This window comes from Dactylosporangium sp. NPDC051087, assembly GCF_055586325.1.
The window spans coordinates 1-17,554 of the sequence record NZ_JBVJIJ010000064.1 but is presented as its reverse complement, the minus strand read 5'-3'; the positions used below and the strand labels follow the sequence as shown (position 1 = coordinate 17,554).

15 protein-coding genes are annotated in these 17,554 nt (G+C 71.3%); 4 read left to right on the top strand and 11 right to left on the bottom strand.

Annotation, left to right across the window (positions count from 1 at the left end; translation table 11 throughout):
• Positions 1-228: hypothetical protein (locus ACZ6TV_RS54150; RefSeq protein ID WP_465309398.1), on the top strand; the 228-nt coding region annotated here is incomplete at its 5' end.
• An 11-nt stretch (positions 229-239) separates the two neighbouring features.
• Here the strand turns inward: ACZ6TV_RS54150 and ACZ6TV_RS54145 are convergent.
• The 5 genes from ACZ6TV_RS54145 to ACZ6TV_RS54125 all read right to left on the bottom strand — a co-directional run bounded on the left by ACZ6TV_RS54145 (position 240) and on the right by ACZ6TV_RS54125 (position 5,033).
• Positions 240-1,208 (bottom strand): D-2-hydroxyacid dehydrogenase, encoded by a 969-nt coding sequence (locus ACZ6TV_RS54145; RefSeq protein ID WP_465309396.1) that lies wholly within the window; start codon positions 1,206-1,208, stop codon positions 240-242.
• Positions 1,205-1,408: a tautomerase family protein gene (locus tag ACZ6TV_RS54140; protein ID WP_190253310.1), complete on the bottom strand. Its 204-nt coding sequence runs from the start codon at positions 1,406-1,408 to the stop codon at positions 1,205-1,207. Before ACZ6TV_RS54140 ends, ACZ6TV_RS54145 begins: the two co-directional genes overlap by 4 nt.
• A gap of 5 nt (positions 1,409-1,413) precedes the next feature.
• Positions 1,414-2,280 carry a hypothetical protein gene (locus ACZ6TV_RS54135; RefSeq protein WP_465309394.1) on the bottom strand — a complete coding sequence of 289 codons (867 nt, stop codon included), beginning with the start codon at positions 2,278-2,280 and terminating at the stop codon, positions 1,414-1,416.
• A 64-nt stretch (positions 2,281-2,344) separates the two neighbouring features.
• Positions 2,345-3,958 carry an ABC transporter substrate-binding protein gene (locus ACZ6TV_RS54130; RefSeq protein ID WP_465309392.1) on the bottom strand — a complete coding sequence of 538 codons (1,614 nt, stop codon included), beginning with the start codon at positions 3,956-3,958 and terminating at the stop codon, positions 2,345-2,347.
• Between the two features lie 31 nt (positions 3,959-3,989).
• Positions 3,990-5,033 carry a dipeptidase gene (locus ACZ6TV_RS54125; RefSeq protein WP_465309390.1) on the bottom strand — a complete coding sequence of 348 codons (1,044 nt, stop codon included), beginning with the start codon at positions 5,031-5,033 and terminating at the stop codon, positions 3,990-3,992.
• Positions 5,034-5,319: 286 nt separating this feature from the next.
• Here ACZ6TV_RS54125 and ACZ6TV_RS54120 point away from each other — a divergent pair, with 286 nt between their 5' ends.
• Both ACZ6TV_RS54120 and ACZ6TV_RS54115 read left to right on the top strand, forming a co-directional pair.
• Positions 5,320-7,365, top strand: a complete 2,046-nt coding sequence (locus ACZ6TV_RS54120; protein WP_465309388.1) for a cell wall-binding repeat-containing protein — start codon at positions 5,320-5,322, stop codon at positions 7,363-7,365.
• Positions 7,366-7,376: 11 nt separating this feature from the next.
• Complete coding sequence (locus ACZ6TV_RS54115; RefSeq protein ID WP_465309386.1) at positions 7,377-8,954, top strand: VWA domain-containing protein; 1,578 nt, start codon at positions 7,377-7,379, stop codon at positions 8,952-8,954.
• Here the strand turns inward: ACZ6TV_RS54115 and ACZ6TV_RS54110 are convergent.
• Entirely contained in the window at positions 8,951-10,159 is a 1,209-nt protein-coding gene (locus tag ACZ6TV_RS54110; protein ID WP_465309384.1) for a cytochrome P450, read from the bottom strand. The two genes, ACZ6TV_RS54115 and ACZ6TV_RS54110, sit on opposite strands and share 4 nt — an antisense overlap.
• Positions 10,160-10,263: 104 nt before the next feature.
• Here ACZ6TV_RS54110 and ACZ6TV_RS54105 point away from each other — a divergent pair, with 104 nt between their 5' ends.
• Positions 10,264-10,593, top strand: coding sequence for a hypothetical protein (locus ACZ6TV_RS54105; protein WP_465309382.1), 330 nt, complete (start codon positions 10,264-10,266; stop codon positions 10,591-10,593).
• 44 nt (positions 10,594-10,637) lie between these two features.
• Here the strand turns inward: ACZ6TV_RS54105 and ACZ6TV_RS54100 are convergent, their stop codons facing one another.
• The 5 genes from ACZ6TV_RS54100 to ACZ6TV_RS54080 form a co-directional block, all read right to left on the bottom strand.
• Positions 10,638-13,616: a discoidin domain-containing protein gene (locus tag ACZ6TV_RS54100; protein WP_465309380.1), complete on the bottom strand. Its 2,979-nt coding sequence runs from the start codon at positions 13,614-13,616 to the stop codon at positions 10,638-10,640.
• Between the two features lie 68 nt (positions 13,617-13,684).
• On the bottom strand, positions 13,685-14,095 hold the full coding sequence (locus ACZ6TV_RS54095) for an arsenate reductase ArsC (protein ID WP_465309378.1): 411 nt from the start codon (positions 14,093-14,095) through the stop codon (positions 13,685-13,687).
• A complete protein-coding gene (locus ACZ6TV_RS54090) occupies positions 14,092-14,823 on the bottom strand; it encodes an aquaporin (RefSeq protein WP_465309376.1) in 732 nt (243 codons plus the stop codon). Before ACZ6TV_RS54090 ends, ACZ6TV_RS54095 begins: the two co-directional genes overlap by 4 nt.
• 39 nt (positions 14,824-14,862) lie before the next feature.
• Positions 14,863-15,534, bottom strand: a complete 672-nt coding sequence (locus ACZ6TV_RS54085; protein WP_465309374.1) for an arsenate reductase/protein-tyrosine-phosphatase family protein — start codon at positions 15,532-15,534, stop codon at positions 14,863-14,865.
• A 268-nt stretch (positions 15,535-15,802) separates the two neighbouring features.
• Positions 15,803-17,347, bottom strand: a complete 1,545-nt coding sequence (locus ACZ6TV_RS54080; protein ID WP_465309372.1) for an MFS transporter — start codon at positions 17,345-17,347, stop codon at positions 15,803-15,805.
• Positions 17,348-17,554 lie beyond the last annotated feature (207 nt).

Sequence of the window (17,554 nt, the reverse complement as noted above, 5' to 3'; positions counted from 1 at the left end):
GACATCCTGCTATCCCAGCATCGACGCACCTCCGCGCCCGGCAACGACGCGCTGCAAACTGATCAACCAGCCAAGATCACCAACAGCATCCGGAAAGCGCGCCAGAGCCTAATTCCCACCCCAGACACGCCAGCGCCCCCGCCCGACTTGGACGAGGGCACCGACGAAATAGGATCACCGGTTCGCGCAATGGTGCGGTCGGTGTGCCGCCAGGGACTCGAACCCTGAACGTAGTGCTGTCAGTAGCCGAGGGCCGGCTGGCGGTGGGTGCCGGCGAGGGGCTCGCCGGACAAGTACCGGTCGAGGTTGGCGCGGAAGTCGGCGCCGAGGCGTTGCAGGTTGCCCGAGCCCCGGAACGACGTGTGCGGGGTGATCGTCGTGTTCGGCAGGTCCCACAGCCGGTGCGCAGCCGGCAGCGGCTCCTCCTCGAAGACGTCGAGCACGGCGCCGCCGATCCGACCGGTGTGCATCGCCTCGACCAGCGCGTCCTCGACGACCAGCGCGCCGCGGCCGACGTTGACCAGCACCGCGTCGGGCCGCATGGCCGCGAAGTGTTCCGCTCCGAAGAAGTACCGGTTCTCCGTGGTGAGCGGCATCGCCAGTACCACGGCATCCGCCTCGGGCAGGAGCGCGAAATGGTCGCCGAAGGCCACCACCCGGGCGAAGCCGTCGACGGGGGAGCCGGTGCGGTTGACGCCGATCACGGTGGAGCCCAGGGCGGTCGCGCGCCACGCCACCTCGGAGCCGATCCCGCCCGTGCCGAACACCAGGGTCGTGCTGCCGATGACGTCCTTGCCGACGAGGCGGATCCATTCGTGCCGCTGCTGGGCCTCGCGCAGCGCCGGGAACGCGCGGCCGTGCATGAGCATGGCGCCGATGACGTATTCGGCGATCGGCACGTTGTAGGAGTTCGGTGAGCGGGTGTAGACGAGGCCCTCGTCGAGGCGGTGCTGCCAGACCGCGCCGCCGACCCAGTCGAAGCCGGCGGCGGTGATCTGGACCCAGCGCAGCCGCTCGCATTTGCTGAGCAGCTCCTCGAATGTGTCCTCGTTCATCGCGCTGCGCAGGATGATCTCGGCGTCGAGCCACTCGTCGCGGACCGGTTCGTCGTCGGGGATCGGCGTGAAGCGGCAGTGCGGGTAGTCGGCCGCCAGGCCTGGGACGAGCTCGGCGAGGTTCGGGGTGAGCAGTACGTGCGGGCCGGTCACGAGCCCTCCTGGGCCTTCTTCTTCCGGTTGTTGTACGTCACGCCGCCCTTGGCCCAGTTGTCGTAGGAGACCTCGTACAGCAGGACGTGGGTGTTCTCCCGCGGCGAGCCGTACTTCACCAGGACGTCGGTCAGCTCGGCGATGATCGCCTCTTTGGTCTCCTGGTCGCGGTGGCCGATCTCGGCCCGGATGATCGCCATGATGCTCAGTGCTCCTTGGTCGCCGTTGCGAAGTCGGGGTTGCGGGAGTATTCGGAGGTGACCGCCAGATAGGCGAAGGCGTGCGTGACGCCGGTCTTCAGGACGCCGTCGAAGACCTCGCGGGCCCGGGCGACGTCGCCGTTGTAGTAGTGCCAGTTTCCCAGGCCGTAGCCCTGGGTCACGGTCTTGAGGCTGTCGCCGTCGCACATCGCCCACAGCTGCTCTGGGGTCAGCTCGCCGGTGTAGAGGCGCATCCGGCCCTCGTAGCCGACGAGGTGGTCCTCGTCGACGACGGCGATGCCGCGGAACCGGTCCAGGACGGCGTCGGCGTCGTCGGCCCGGCCGAGCCGGCGCAGCGCCATGTACTGCCAGTCCTGCGACGCGACGATCCCCTCCTGGTGGCGGGCGCAGCGCTCGGCGTTGTGGAAGCTTTCCAGGCAGCCCTCGAGGTCGCCGTCGAGGTACTGGGCCACGCCCAGGTGGTACCAGACCGACGTGTGCAGGGTGGTGTTGTACCGCGCCAGCGCGGCCGGGTCGGCGGCCGCCATCGTGTCGGTGAGGTGCTGCGGCCGCACCGCGTCGGGCCGGCCGAGGATCAGGCTGACGACGTCCTTCTCGACCTCGGGCTGGTACATCTCGTGCTCGTCCTCGACGTCGCCGAGACGGTCCGCGGCGGCCCGCAGGTCCTCGATCGCGCCGGCGTAGTCGCGGACGGAGATCCGCCGGTGGCCGCGGAAGCGCAGCAGGCGCGGGTCGCCCGGCTCCAGTTCGAGGGCCTCGGTGAGCAGGGCGACGGACTCGGCGTGCTTGTTGAGGTAGCCCTTGAGCCGGGCGGCGATGATGTAGCGGTGGCTCAGCGGGAGGTCTTCCATGCCGGTGCCTTTCGTTGCGAGGTGCTCCGGAGGGGCGCCCACACCCGGGCGCCCCTCCGGAGGGTCATCGGTTGAGCCAGAGGCTGCGGTAGAAGCGGTACGTCGGGGTCGGGTCGCCGCGGTAGCCCAGGACGTCCTTCTGCACGACGTCGAAGTCGGCGTTGAGGAACGTCATCGCGACCGGGCCGCGCTCGGCCAGGATCTTCTCGGCCTGCTGGTACAGCGCCGAGCGCTTGTCCTTGTCGAGCTCGGAGCGGGCCTGGACGATGAGCGCCTCGTACTCGGGGTCGCTCCAGTTGCCGTAGTTCAGGCCGCCGCCCTTGAGGAAGCTGGCGCTGAACCGCTCGTCCGGGTCGTAGGTGAGGCCGAAGCCGGACTGGTACATGTCGAACTCGCCCGACTTGGTCTTCGTGTCGGCGATCGTCGACTCGACCGACTCGATGGTCACCTTGATGCCGATCTTCGCCAGCTGCTGCTGCTCGACCTCGGCCGAGCGCACCTGGAACGCCGAGGTGGCGATGACCATGAGCTTGGCCTCGAAGCCGTTCGGGAAGCCCGCCTCGGTGAGCAGCTGCTTGGCCTTGTCGATGTCAGCCTTGCCGTACATCGGTGTGGTGAGCGCGCCGTAGCGGTCCGGCGGCAGGTAGCCCGCGTTGAGCGCGGTGCCGAAGCCGGAGTTGGCGACGTTGAGGATCTCCTGCCGGTCCAGTGCGTAGTAGATCGCCTGGCGGACCTTCACGTTGTCGTACGGCGCCTTGGACGTGTTGAGCCGCAGGTGCAGCGACAGCGAGCCGGAGCCGCCGTACCACTTGAGCTTCTCGTCCTTCTTCAGCGCGTCGATGAACTCCGGCGCGGGCCGCCAGAGGAAGTCGACGGTGCCGCTGCGCACCGCGGCGGCGCGGGCGTTGTCGTCCGGGTTGAACGTGAAGTCCATGCCGTCGAGGTACGGCAGCCCGGACTGCCAGTACTGCGTGTGCTTGTCGAGCTTGATGGTCTGCCCGGCCGTCCGCGTCGCGATCTTGAACGGGCCGCTGCCGCCGTCGACGGCGGTGTTGAGCCCGCCCTTCTCGTCGACCACCGTCTTGTCCACGATGGACGAGGCGGCGGTGGACAGCAGGGTCAGGATGGCCGCGTTGGGCTTGCTGAGCTTGAGCACGGCCGTGCGCTCGTCGGGCGTCTCGACCGCGCTGATGCCCTCGTAGCTGCGGGCGCGCGGAGCGCGGGTCGCCGGGTTCTTGATCCGCTCGATCGAGTACTTCACGTCGGCCGACGTGACCTTGCGCCCGCTGTGGAAGTACGCGTTGTCGCGCAGCTTGAACGTCAGGGTGAGCCCGTCGGCGCTCTGCTCCCACGACTCGGCGATGGAGGGCTTGATCTCGCCGCGGTAGGACTCCACGAGCGATTCGTAGATCTGCTCGTTGATGACGAAAGCCGAGGTCTCGGACATCTTGTGGGGGTCGAGCTCGTTCGCGTCCAGCCGGATCATGATCCGCAGCCGGCCGCCGGCCTTCGGCGTGCCGGAGGGCTGCGACTCGTCCTCCAGGCGGATGTTCTTGGTCAGGCCGTCATTGGTGCTGGCGCCGTTGTCACTGTTCGGGGGCTCGCCGCCGGAGCAACCGGCCACGAGCGCCGCGACGACGCCCACCGCCAGCACTCTGGTCATGAAATGCGTTCTCATGGGTCTCCTTGGCTGATCTCTCAACTCGCGCCTACCGGCCGGCCGGGCTCCATGCCTCCCCAAACACCCGCAGCCAGTTGCCGCCGAGGACCTTCGTCACGTCGGCCGGAGAGAAACCTCCGGCCAGGAGCGCCTCGGTGAAGTTCGGGAAGTCGGCGGCGTCGTCCATGCCGATCGCCCGCCGCTCCTCCCATTTCCAGTCGCCGAGCAGGCTCTTGAACTCCTTGTCCTTGAGCTGCTCGGCACGCATCGCCTCGGTGAGCGTCTCGTCGTAGTCGGTGGCGATCGCGACGTGGTCGATGCCCGCGACCTCCACGACGTGACTGAGGTGCTCCACGAAGCGGGTCAGGTCCGGACGCCGGGTCGGCTCGTCCGGGTAGTACAGGAACCCCGAGAGGGTGGTGATGCCGATGACGCCGCCCTGCTGGCCGAGGGTGCGCAGGAAGGCGTCGTCCTTCGCCCGGATGTGGGGCGAGATCGCGTCGCAGAACGAGTGGGTGACGACGACGGGCGTCCTGGACGCCTCCATGGCGTCCAGGCCGGTGCGCTGCCCGCAGTGCGAGACGTCCACGACGATGCCGATCTCGTTCATCGCCTCGACGAAGATGCGGCCCTTGTGCGTCAGGCCGGGGTCGACGTTCTCTCCGCAGCCGGCGCCGAGCAGGTTCTGCCGCTGGTACGTCAGCTGGAGGATGCGCACGCCGAGGTCGTAGAACGTGCCGAGCAGGTCGAGGTCGACCCCGATCATCTCGGTGTCCTGCGGCCCGAGGATCACCGCCTCCTTGCCCTCGGCCTTGGCCCGCTCGATGTCGGCGACGCTCGTGGCGAGCAGCGCCCGGTCGGCGTGCGCGTCGATCCAGCGGCGGCACTGGTTGACCTCGCGCAGCGCGGTGACGGTGTCCGCGTAGGGCCTGGTCACGGTGTGGTTGACGGCGGTGACGCCACCACGGCGGATGCGGTCGAGGTGGGCTTCGGACAGCTCGATGACCGTGCTGCCTTCCACGACGGTCGCCGCGGCGTGCAGTTCGGTCGCGGAAAGCGAGGGACTTTCCTGGGCGGCAATGTTCAACGTCATCTCCAGGATCAGCGGAAGATGCCCGACTCTACGAGCAGCGCCACTTTCCTGTCCATAGATCTTACGAACTCGTCATAAACGAGCTTCCAAGCGACGAATTTCGTCACTTTGGCGTTCATCACTATGTTGCGACCCGGATGCCGGTACCGAAACCGCCCAAATCGGCACCGGTGCACCGCGCGGCCGCAGGTGTGGCCCGTGAGGCCCATGGTGCGGAAGTGATCTTCGTTTTATGCTTCGCGCCGGCCACCGATCGGGGCGGGCCGGTGCATGGGAGGGCGGGCCGTTGTCGTTCGAGCTCACGCGGCGGGCCGCCATGCGCGGTGCCGCCGCCGCGGCGGTCGCCGCCGCCGCGCCGGCCGTCGTTCTCGGCGATCGGGCCGCGCGTGCCGCGACACCCGGAACACCCGGGAAGATCACGTACAAGCTCCACCACGACTACTGGATCGCCGACGCGGACGGTTCGTCGCCGAAGCTGCTCGCATCCCTCAACAATGAGAGCTCCGGCACCACCGGTCCGGGGTGCTGGGCACCGGACGGCAGCCGGTTCTACTACACCTCCGACACCTACACGCCGACGTCGGTGAAGCCGGACGGCACCGCACGGTTCGCGTTCCCGTGGTTGACCGGCCCGCAGGCCAGCGCGCCGGCGATCACCCCCGACGGCCGGTTCCTCTTCTTCGTCGGCTACGGCCAGCTGCACTACACGGCTTCGGACGGCACCTGGTCGGGCGGCGAGCAGCCGTACACCTCGCCCGGCGCCGGCTACGGCGGCGACCTGGCCCCGGCGATCTCGTCCACCGGCACCGCCGTGTTCGTCCGCGTGACCGGCATCCAGCGCGACATCTACCGCATCGACAACTTCAAGCAGATCACCAAGATCGTGACGAACGGCACCGAGCCGGACTTCTCGCCGGACGGCTCGAAGCTGGTGTTCGAGCGAGGTCCCATCGGCGACGCCGTCCGGCACCTGTTCGTCGCGGACGCCGACGGCCGCAACGAGGTCCAGCTCACCACCGAGGCCGGGGCGTACTACGACCCGGCCTGGTCGCCCGACGGCAGATACATCCTGTGCTACTTCAGTCCGCTCACCGGCGGCCCGCATGGAGTGCACCGCATCGACGTGCAGACCAAGGAGCTGAAACTCCTCGTTGAGTGGGCGACCGAACCCACCTGGCAGCCGATCACGGGCAACTACGTCGAGCGGGTCTGGGGTCAGACGGCGCTGGGCACGTCGATCGCCACCTCCCGCTACAACTGGGCCGACCGCGGCGTCGACGACGGCATCCGCCCACAGGCCAAGGCCGTCGTGCTCTCCCGCGACGACACGTACCAGGACGCCCTCGGCGGCTCCGCCCTCGCGGTGGCGAAGGAAGGCCCGCTGCTCATCACTCCGCGCGGCAGCCTGGACCCGGCGACGAAGGACGAGATCAGGCGGGTCCTCGGCAACACCGGCACCGTCTACCTCCTCGGCGGCACCATCGCCCTGTCCACCCAGGTCGAGAACCAGGTGAGGGCGATGGGCTACACCGTCACGCGGCTGTGGGGGCAGAACGAGTACGACACCGCGGTCGCCATCGCCAAGGCCATCACCCCGTCGCCGAAGGCGGTGATCGTCGCGACGTCGCTGAAGTACTACGACGCGCTCGCCGCGGGCGCCGCCGCCGGCGCGAACCCCGGCACCGTCATCGTCCTCACCGCCGGCGACACGATGCCGGCCGCGACCGCCGCCTACCTCAACACCCTCAACCCCGACCCGAACACCGGCACGATGATGGTCGGCGTCGGCGGTCCCGGCGCGCGGGCCCTGCAAGGCGCGTTCCAGCGCCGGCAGATGCCGTCCTGGAAGTCGCTGCGGTACTGGCCGGTCTACGGCGCGACCGAGTTCGAGACCGCGGTCGCCGTCGCCGAGTTCTTCTTCAGCAGCCCGCGTACCGCGGCCGTGGCCACCGCGTCGACCTGGTTCGACGCGCTCACCGGCGGCGCCATGGTCGGCTCGTGCCTCGGCCCGCTGCTGCTCTCGACGCCCGGCACGCTCAGCCCGCAGACGGAGGCGTACTTCAGCCACGCCGGCGGCTCGATCAAGTACGGGGTGCTGCTCGGCGGCCCGCTCGCCCTGCAGGCCGGCCTGGTCGACCCGCTCAGCGCCGCGATCTCACTGCCGGGCCAGTCCACCTACATCGAATACACCGAGACGTACACGCCCGCGGCCGCCGCACGACGATCCCTGACGTCGGCCGAGATCCGCAGACGAGCGGTCGGCGCAACCCGCCAGGCCGAGATCCCCGGCGCCCGCATGCGGCGACCGCAGGTCCTCGAACAGCCCTTCTGACCGTCATCGGCATGGCCGGGCGCGCTCGGCCGACCGGTGTTGTCGCCCGGCGTTATCGTTGCGCCATGTTGCTGGCCAAGGGGCAGAACATGACGCTGCCGGTCGCCCCGCTGCGTGCGGTGATCGGCTGGCGGCCGGGTGCGGGAGTGCCCGAGGTGGACGGCTGCGTCCTGATCCTCGGCGCCGACGGCAAGGTGAGCGGCGACACGGACATGGTCTTCTACAACCAGCCCGCGCACCCGAGCGGAGTGGTGCGCCACGAAGGCAAGGCGGCGGCTCGTGAGACGCTCGCGATCGACCCGGCCCGCCTGCCGCCCGCCGTGGACCGGGTCGTGATCGGCGGCTCGACCGACGGCGGCACGTTCGGGTCGGTGCCGGAGCTGTATCTCGCGGTGCTGGACGCGACGAGCGGGGCTGAGATCGCGCGGTTCCAGGTCGACGACGCGGCGAGCGAGACGGCGTTGCTGTTCGCGGAGGTGTACCGGCGCGGCGCCGGATGGAAGCTGCGCGCGGTAGGGCAGGGCTACGCGTCAGGGCTGGCGGGGTTCGCGCAGGACTTCGGCGTGACGGTCACCGATGACGAGCCGGCACCAGCGGCCGCACCACCGCCCCCGGTATCGCAACCGCCGCCGACCCCGCCGCCGACCCCGGCCTGGCAACCGCCACCGAGCCCACAAGCAGCCCCGGCCTGGCGACCGCCACCGAGCCTACAAGCAGCCCCGGCCTGGCGACCGTCACCGAGTCCGCCAGCGGGCCGGCCCTGGCAACCGCCACCACCGCCAGCGACCCCGGCCTGGCAACCGAATCAGGCCGGGCCCGGTGCGCCGATGCCCGCCGTTCTCCACAAGCGAGCGCGCCTCGGGCACATGGAGACGCGCGTCGGCGCCGCGTCCCCGCAACTGCTGTCGCTGACCAAACAGGCTGCCGTCAGCCTCGCCAAGCGGGGCCTCGACACGCACACCGCCCGCGTCGCACTGTGTCTGGACATCTCCGCCTCGATGCGCGACCTCTACGACAGCGGCGAGGTGCAGGCCCTCGCCGAACGGGTGCTCGCGCTGGGCATGCGCTTCGACGACGACGAGCGGGTCGATGTGTTCCTGTTCGGCAGAGAGGGATACGACATGGGCTCGCTTGCTCTGGCCAACGTGGACGGGTACGTCTCGCGTACGGTGGAGCGAAGCATGCTGAAGGCGGCCACCTGTTACGCCGCCGCGATGCAACTCGTGCGTCGCAGGTATTTCGGCAGCGACGCCCCCCGACGGGCACCGGTCGGCTGCCCGGTGCCGGTGTACGTCATGTTCGTCACCGACGGGTTGCCCGAAGACCGGGACCTCACCGTCGAACAGCTGCGGTCCAGCTCGTACGAGCCGATCTTCTGGCAGTTCATGGCGTTGGGTTCCGGGAGGTTCGCCTTCCTGCGAGAGCTGGACGAGCTCAAGGGAAGGTACGTGGACAACGCCGACATGTTCTCGGTGCAGAGCCCGACGGCAGTCGCGGACGAGCAGCTGTTCGAGCTGATGATGGCCGAGTACCCGGGTTGGCTGTACCGGGCCCGCCAGGCGGGCCTGCTGCCACCGGTCATCCGTTAATCAGAGTGTGCTTCGGGAAACAGGGTGACCTCCACTGGCAGCTTCGTCGGGGCCAGCATCACCCACGGGTTGCGGAACACTGCCGCGTCGGTGTCGACGGTGATCGTCCGGTACCGCCGCTGCAGCAGCTCCATGGCGATCCGCGCCTCCAGCCGGGCCAGCGGCGCGCCGATGCAGAAGTGGATGCCGTGCCCGAACGTCAGGTGCGGGTTCGGGTTGCGGGTGATGTCGAAGCGCGCCGGGTCGGTGAAGACGCGGCTGTCGCGGTTGGCGGCGGCCAGCCATGCGGTGACGACGTCGCCCTCCGGCACCGTCACGCCGCCGACGACGGTGTCGGCGGTGGCCCGCCGCACCAGGCGCGGGAACGGGGTGCGCAGGCGCAGCACCTCTTCGATCGCATCGGGGAGCAGCGACGGGTCGGCCCGCAGCCGCGCCACCGCGTCCGGGTGCCGGTCGAGAGCGGCGACCGTGTTGCCCAGCGTCGCCGTCGTCGTGATGTGCCCGGCGAGCAGCAGCAGCCCGACGAAGCCGATGATCTCCTCGTCGTCGAGCTGCTCACCGTCGGCCTCCGCGTGCACCAGCCCGCTCGTGAGGTCGTCGCCGGGGTCCGCGCGTCGCGTGCGGACGTGCCGCAGGAGGTACTCGTTCATCTCCCGCAGCACCGGTGCGACCGTGCGGACCGCCTGGTCGTCCATCATCCGGGTCAGCGGTTCGTCCGGGCCCATCTCGGGCCGTTCGAACAGCGCGTCGGCCCACCGCCGGAACACCGGCCGGTCCGCCGCGGGGATGCCGAGCAGCTCGGCGATGACGATGACCGGCAGCGGGTACGCCACGTCGTCGACCAGGTCGAAGCGCCGCGCCCCGGCGACCTGGTCGAGCAGTTCCCCGGTGACCGCGGTGATGCGCGGGGCGAGCCCGGCGACCACCCGCGGGGTGAACGCCCGGCTCACCAGCCGCCGCAGCGCGTCGTGCCGGGGCGGGTCCATCCGGACGAAGTTGCCGCGCCGGAACAGCTCCAGGTCCTCCTGGCGGGGCAGGAGGTCGTCCAGGTCGGACGAGAACCGGTGCGGGTCGCCGAGCACCGCCGTGACCTCGGGATGCCCGAGCACCATCCACGAGCGCTGCCGCTCGTCGTAGTGCACGTCGCCGGCGAGGCGGGCGTGCTCCAGCCAGGTGAACAGCTCAGGCAGCGTGCGGGTCGACATCGCCGATCACTCCCTCCGGGGTGCTGGCGCGGGCTACCCGCCGGGTGGACGGTCAAACCGTGCCGCCCACCGACAAGGGGGACGACCGTCCGTAGCATGAGGCGGTGCGCCTGGACCATCCCGACGAGCATGAGCAGCGGGTGATCTTCGAGGAGCTGCTGGCCTCGGTGACCACCGGTGGCGGGATCTACTCCTGCAACGGGCTCGACATGGAGACCGAGGAAGCGCTGTGGGCCATCGCCCGCGCGTACCCGGCCGTGGCCGCCGGCATGGTCGCCGCCGCCCGGGCCGCGTTCGCCGGTCAGCTGGACGGTTCCAATGCGGCCGCCCGCCGGGCAGCGCGGTTGAGGAAGTTCGAGGAGCTGGCACGGGGCCGGGCGCTCGGCATCGATGCCAGCGCCCCGCCCGGCGGCAGCGACCCGGCCGGGCACTGAGCCGGTCGACGGCGATCCGGCGTCCGTGGCCGGATGGATGCGGCCTACGCGGTGACCGACAGGTCGGTGAGCTCCGCGTCGCCGGTGGTCCAGCCGGGCACGGCCACCGCGACGTAGCGCGCGGACACCGGCCCGCTGAAGACGGTGTAGGTCGCGCCGTCGGTCGAGGTCTCGATGCGCGGCGTACGTCGGGTGCCGCCGGTCCAGGTCAGCGAGACGTTCGCCACGGCGCGGGACTCGCCCAGGTCGACGACCATCCGCCCGTTGGGGCCCGGACGCCAGGCGGTGCCGGGGTTGCCGTCGACGGCGTACGACGGCTCGCCCATGCCGGCGGGCAGCGGCGAGGTGGGGAACGTGACGTGCCCGCGAGCCAGGTCGGTGGTGGGGGTGACCGGCCCGTTGACCGGCACGGCGAAGCTCCTGCTTGCCCCGGCGGGCACCTGGGCGGCCGCCGACCAGGCACCGGCCGCGAGGCCCACGTCGACGGCGGCGCCGGCGGGCGCGGTGATGGTGACGTTGTGTGAGTCGGCGACGGAGAACCTGGTGCCCGCCGGTGCGCGGCCGGTCAGGGTGAACCTGGCGGGCCGGACCGCGCCGGTGCCGGCCGGCACGGAGGCGGTGAGGTCCAGGCCACCGTCGGACCGGACGACCGACACGCCGCGGTACAGCCGGTCGCCGCGCGGCAGTGCCAGCACCACACCGTTCAGGGCGGTGGGGGAGAGGTTCAGCAACGTCAGGTAGCCGTCGGCGTCACTGACGCGCAGCGTCGCCGGCCCGCCGGTGGGCAGCCGCCGGCTCGCCACGGTGGCCAGGTCGGTGCGGGCGCCGGTGTAGCCCTCGATGAGGTTGGCGGCCGGGATGGTGACGCTCGCCGCCGACGCCGTGATCGGACCGGCGGCGCCGTGCGCGACGAGGCCGGCGCGGCCGTCGATGTCCGCCCAGGCGCCCAGTGTCGCGGTCATGGGCGCGGTGACCGCCGTCGTCCAGGTGCTGCCGTCGGTCGAGGTCTGGATGAGGTACGACGTGGCGTACGCGACCTCCCACCGCAACCGCACGCCGGTGAGCTGGACGGTGCTGCCGAGGTCGACGGCGAGCCAGCTGTCGGCGCGGCCGCGCTCCTCCCGCGAGACCGCCCACCGGGTGCCCGCGTCACCGTCGACGGCGTTGACGGCCGGGTAGGCCGGGTCGGCCGATGACGCGGTGACCGTGCGGCCGCGCGCCCGGTCGGTGCCCGCGGCGTCGAGGGCCTCGAAGGCGTACAGCGAGTAGCCGTACACGCCGGCGGCCGACCGGCCGAGAAAGCGCACGTGCCGGGCCGCACGCGCGGGGAACGTGACCTCGTCGGTGCCGCCGTCGCCGAGCCCGGCGGCGGGGGTCACGGCGCCGCCGGAACCGGTGAAGGTGCGCGCGCCGTCGAGGCCGGGCACTCCCGGCATGTTCAGGTTGAACAGGGTCAGCGAGGACGGACCGGGGCCGGCGTAGACGACGGTGCCGGTGGGAAGCGTGGCGTAGCCTGCCCACCCGGCGGCGGTCTGCAGCACCGTGACGGTGGCGTCGACGCCGTCCCGGGACGCGACGTACGCGCCGGTCCACTGCCGGGTCGGCGCCGCGGTCTGGGCCGGCAGGAACGCCGGCGCCCGGGTGTCGATCAGCCAGTTGTCGTGTCCGGGCTGCCACAGGAACCGGACGTAGCCGGGCTTCGTGACGGCGGCCGCGAAGCCGGTGACGCTCTGGTGCGCGGTCAACCCGACGGCCGCGCCGAAGTCGCGGACCCCCGCGGCGGCCGCGAAGAACTCGGAGCTGGTCACCGGCGTCACCGGGGTGGCGCGCCAGCGGTGGAACAGGTAGGCGATGGCGAGTTCGGCGCGGGCCTCCGGCTCGTACTTCTCCTCGCCGCTGAACTTCGTCAGCCGGTACTCGGGGGCGTACCGCAGGTACGGCATGAGCCGGGCGGCCAGGTCGGCCTCGGCGCGGGCGGCGTGCCGGTCGCCCTGCACCTGGGCCAGGAACGCCAGCGGCAGCACGTCACGCCCGTACAGGTGGTAGCGGTCGGCGACCATGGGCATCACGGGCTCGCCCGCGTCGCTGGTGAGCAGGCGGATCGTGGCCCAGAGCTCGCGCCCGTTGGGCTGCTGGGTGAGGACCTGCGGCAGGGGCTTGCCGGCGGCGAGGAAGTGCGCGGCGGCCCGTCCCGCGGTGCGCCACAGCTCGGCCTGGTAGTGCGGGTTGACCGACTCGTGGTTCTCCACGACGAACGTGTCGTGCAGGTTGTGCGCGACGTTCGCGCTGACCGGGCGGCCGTCCACGACCGCCGGGTTGGCGCGGTCGGCGGCGGGCAGGCCGCTCGCGTTGGCCGACCAGAACACGAACCGGTCCCGCCAGCGGGCCGCCTCGGCGTCGCCGGCCGGGGCCCAGGCCAGGCCGGGCGCGATCGCCTGCGCGTAGACGCCCATCTCCTCCAGCTTGGTGTCGCCGCGGTACCCGCCCGCGCTGCCGTTCGGTGTCCAGGAGCCGCTGAGCGGGTCGTTGCCGGTGCCCAGCCCGTACGCGTACGCGGCCTGCCCGCGGGCGATGGCGTCGACCTGCGTCCGGGTGGCGGCGCTCAGGTCGGCCCACAGCAGGCGTGCGGCGAGCACGAAGTACAGCTCGAACGTGGAGTCCCAGAAGAGCCGCCGGCCCCACTCGGTGCCGCCGTTGAGGCGGTTGGTGGCCGCGAAACGGGTGATCGTGGCGAGGGTGCGCTGCCGGAGGGTGGCCGCGTCGACCCCGGCCAGCTCGGCGTCGTAGCCGTCGGTGGTGAGCAGCACGGCGTTGCCGAGCACCGCCGCGAACCGGAAGTCAGCGGACCGGTACGCGCCGATCGCCGGGTCCCACTGCTGCTGCACCCACCGGGTGTGCACCAGCAGCAGGCGGCGGTACTCGTCGGCGACCGGGTCCGCGGCCAGGCCCAACGCGGGAACGGGCAGGACCAGGGCGCCGCCGGCGGCACCGACCATGGCGAGCAGGGCGCGACGAGTGAGCATGCACGGCACCCTGCCGGAAACTATTTGCGTCAGTCAATAGTTAGGAAACATGCACGAAAAAAATGTCGTCAGCGCGTACCGGCGCGGAGTTCGGTGAGCAGTTGTTCGACGCGGGCCTCGACGGCGTCGCGGATGGCACGGACGGCTTCGATGTCCTGGCCGGCGGGGTCGTCGAGCGTCCAGTCGAGGTAGCGCTTGCCGGGGAAGACCGGGCAGACGTCGCCGCAGCCCATCGTGATGAGCACGTCGGAGGACTCGGCGGTGTCCCAGTCGAGCTTGCGCGGGGTGTTGGCGGTGATGTCGATGCCGACCTCGCGCATGGCTTCGACGGCGACGGGGTTGATCGTGTCGGCGGGGTCGCTGCCGGCGGAGCGGACCTCGACGGTGTCGCCGGCGAGGTGGCGCAGCCAACCGGCGGCCATCTGCGAGCGGCCGGCGTTGTGGACGCACACGAACAGGACGCTGGGCTTGATGCTCATCTGGTGGTGCTGCCTTCCTGGTGGGCGACGACGACGTCACCGGCGGCGTCGCCGACGGACGGGTAGAGCGCGAGGAGCAGCCCGACGCCGACGACGAGGCCGACGAGCTGTGCGGCGATGAATCCCGGTACGGATGCGAAGGCGATCCCGGCGAAGGTGTCGGTGAACGCGCGGCCGATCGTCACGGCGGGGTTGGCGAACGAGGTGGACGAGGTGAACCAGTAGGCGGCGCCGATGTACGCGCCGACCGCGGCCGGTGCCACGGCTGACCGGCCGGACCGGGCGAGGGCGAAGATGAGCAGGAGCAGGCCGGCGGTGGCGACGGTCTCACCGAGCCACAGGTCGCCGCCGCTGCGGTCCTTGTCCGCGAAGTCGATCGCGGGCAGCTTGAACATCAGGTCCGCCAGCACGGCCCCGGCGATCGCCCCGGCGGTCTGGGCGGTGACGTAGCCGGCGAGGTCTCGGGCGGTGAGGCCGGTGCCGGTGCGGCGGCCGAGGTACCAGTCGGCGGCGGACACGACGGGGTTGAAGTGAGCACCGGAGACCGGGCCGAACGTGAGGATGAGCGCGCCGAGCGCGAAGGCGGTGGCGACCGAGTTTTCAAGGAGTTGCAGGCCGATGTCGTCGCTGAGGCGGGTGGCCATGATGCCGGAGCCGACGACGGCGGTGACGAGCAGCGCGGTGCCGAGGAGCTCCGCGAGCAGCCGCCGCCACAGGATGGGGTTCACGAGCTTGTGTTCCTGTCTGGTGGTCGGAAGGATGCGGCGTCAGCCGGAGTGCACGGCGGGGGCGAGACGGTCGACCCGGGCGGCGAGGTCGGTGAAGGCGGCTTCGAACGCGGCGTCGGTGTCCGCGGGCGCCGGGACCGACCAGTGCAGCCGGGGCCGGACCCCGGCGGTCAGGTCCTCGTGAGCGTTGTCGCAGACGGCGACGACCAGGTCGGCGTCGCTGACGACGTCGGCGACGTGGGCGGTGCCGGTCGCGTCGATGGTGAGGCCGTGCCGCCGGGCGACGGCGACGGCACGGGGGTGGACCCGGTCCGCGGGCTTGGTCCCGGCCGACGCCGCCGGGATGTCGGCCCGGTCCGTCCAGAGCGCGGCGGCGAGCTGCGACCGGGCGGAGTTGTGCGTGCACACGAACACCACCCGCGGCACGTCCCGCAACGGCGGCGGCGTGAGGGAGGCGAGGGTGCCGGGTTCGAGGCGCAGGTAGGTGCGGCGGCGGTCGCCTTCGGAGCGGGTCCGCACGAGCACGCCGGCGTCCTGCAGGACCTTGACGTGGTGGGCGACGAGGTTCGTCGGCAGGTCCAGCGCTCGGGCGATCTCGCCGGGCGAGGCGTCGCCGAGGGTGAGCGTGTCGACGATGGCCAGGCGTGCCGGGTCGCCGAGGGCGGCGTGGATCCGGGCGCGCCGCTGCACCGGAGAAAGCTCAGTGTTCATTGACTCAATGATGAGTGAGGTAATTGGATCTAGTCAAGTGAACAGCAGGTGCCGACCTTTCCCTGCTGTCCATGGAGGTAGCCGCGGCGCGGTCGTAGCATCAGCGATACAGGGTCGCCCGTGCCTGCCCGGATCGATGCCTACCTCGACACGGCGACCGATGGGCTGCTGGCCGCGCGGGCGCTTACTACCATCGCAAGCGCCCAACCCGCGCCACTGTGCACGCCTGCGCTGACCCAGCCGAACCGGGGTGGCCGCCGTTCCTAACTCAAGCGCCCGGTCCGGTGGTTGCCGCGCGCAGCGCGGCACGGATCTGCTCACCGGTCGGCGGGCGCAGCACACACACGGCTGGGCCGTGCGGGTCGGCGCCGGTGACGTCACGCCCGTCGATGAGCACCGATGGCGACGGGTAGTCCCCGACCCGCTCGCGCACCGTCACCGGCAGGCCGGCCTCCGCCAGGCACGCGCACGACAGGTCCCGCGTGGCGTCCAGGTTCGGGCAGTCCGGCTCCGCGCGCAACTCCACGATCATCCCGTCAGTGTCGGCCTGCATCAACCTTGTCTGCGTGAGCGCCGGCGAAGCACTGCTGGCGCGGGTGAGGATGCCGGCGACCGCGATGAGGGACACGCCGCCGATCGTGACGAGGACGGGCGTGTACGCGTCGGTGGCGGTGTAGAGGGCTGCGGCGGCGACGGGTGCGGCGGCTTTGGCGAGGGTGACCGGCGTATTGAGGGTGCCGGCGATGCTGGCGTAGGCGGTGGTGCCGTACCGGTCGGCGAGCAGGCTCGGGGTGGCGAGGCTAGCCACGCCGAACCCGATGCCGAACCCCGTCACAGCGACGACGGCACCGAGGCGGGTGCCGCCGATGAACGGCAGGCTCATCGCGGCGGCGGCCTGGACGGTGAAGATGCCGGCGACGACGGTGTGCAGCCGGAACCGGCGCCGTACAGCGGTGAGGAGCAACCGGCCCGTGACGGACAGCACGCCGAGAAGTCCGGCGACCGTGGCGGCGAAGGTGGCGGAGTGGCCGGCGGTGACGAGAAACCCGACGAGGTGCACGGTCATCGCGCTCATGGCGGCGCCGTGAGCGACGAATGCGACGGCGAGGCACCAGAACCGGGTGTCGCGGACCGCCGCGCGTACCCCGGCGCGCCGGGTCGCGGGCGTCGACCGGTGCATGGTTGCGCCGTGCGAGGGGCGGCGGATGACGATCGCGTGCAACGGCACCGCGATGGCGGTGTAGAGCGACGCGAGCACGAGCAGGGTGGTCCGCCAGCCGTACCGGTCCTCGAGCAGACCGGCGAGGGGCATGAAGATGGTGCTGGCGAATCCGGCCACGACGATCATGCCGAGGAGCGCTCTGGCACGCCGGGCAGGGTCGAACCAGGCGACGATGACCGCGGTGGCCGGTTCGTACAGCGCCATCGCCATCGCGGCGCCGAGCGCGGCGAACACCGCGTACAGCTGCCACAGCGCCTGGACCTGGGACCAGGCGACGAGCAGCAGCGCCCCGGCGGCCGAACCCACGGTCATGAGCGCGCGGCCGCCGTGCCGGTCCAGCCACCCCCCGACCGGCATCGCCATCGCGGCGGAGGCGAGCAGTGCGGTGGTCAGCGCGCCGGTCACGGCGGCGGTCGAGGTGTGCAGGTCGGCCGCGATCGGGTGCAGCAGGACGGGGAACGTGTAGTAGAGGCAGCCGTAGCCGGCGGTCTGGGTGACGGCGAAGACCGCGACGATCCGCCAGCCGTGAAACCCCCGGCGACCGCCGTCCGTGACTGAGGCGGCGGTCGCCGGGGTGCGGGTGACGGTCATCAGCCGCAGCAGCCGCTTTGCTGGTCGGACTGACCTGGCGCAGTGATCAGGGTCAGCGGCGTGGACAGCAGCCCGCCCGAGATGCCCGTGGCCAGGCCGCGCCCGGCCGGCACTAGAGACCATTCGGGGTCAGGGTTTGGGTTGCTCCTTCTTTGTGGGTGATCGCTCTGGCCTGTGGCGGCGGTGTGCTGGGGGTATGCGGTACGG

Coding starts and splice junctions, on each gene's coding strand:
- ACZ6TV_RS54095 (WP_465309378.1), bottom strand. CDS start 14,095: ATGAGCATCAAGCCCAGCGTCCTGTTCGTGTGCGTCCACAACGCCGGC.
- ACZ6TV_RS54085 (WP_465309374.1), bottom strand. CDS start 15,534: ATGAACACTGAGCTTTCTCCGGTGCAGCGGCGCGCCCGGATCCACGCC.
- ACZ6TV_RS54110 (WP_465309384.1), bottom strand. CDS start 10,159: ATGTCGACCCGCACGCTGCCTGAGCTGTTCACCTGGCTGGAGCACGCC.
- ACZ6TV_RS54135 (WP_465309394.1), bottom strand. CDS start 2,280: ATGGAAGACCTCCCGCTGAGCCACCGCTACATCATCGCCGCCCGGCTC.
- ACZ6TV_RS54080 (WP_465309372.1), bottom strand. CDS start 17,347: ATGACCGTCACCCGCACCCCGGCGACCGCCGCCTCAGTCACGGACGGC.
- ACZ6TV_RS54130 (WP_465309392.1), bottom strand. CDS start 3,958: ATGAGAACGCATTTCATGACCAGAGTGCTGGCGGTGGGCGTCGTCGCG.
- ACZ6TV_RS54125 (WP_465309390.1), bottom strand. CDS start 5,033: ATGACGTTGAACATTGCCGCCCAGGAAAGTCCCTCGCTTTCCGCGACC.
- ACZ6TV_RS54115 (WP_465309386.1), top strand. CDS start 7,377: ATGGCCGGGCGCGCTCGGCCGACCGGTGTTGTCGCCCGGCGTTATCGT.
- ACZ6TV_RS54140 (WP_190253310.1), bottom strand. CDS start 1,408: ATGGCGATCATCCGGGCCGAGATCGGCCACCGCGACCAGGAGACCAAA.
- ACZ6TV_RS54100 (WP_465309380.1), bottom strand. CDS start 13,616: ATGCTCACTCGTCGCGCCCTGCTCGCCATGGTCGGTGCCGCCGGCGGC.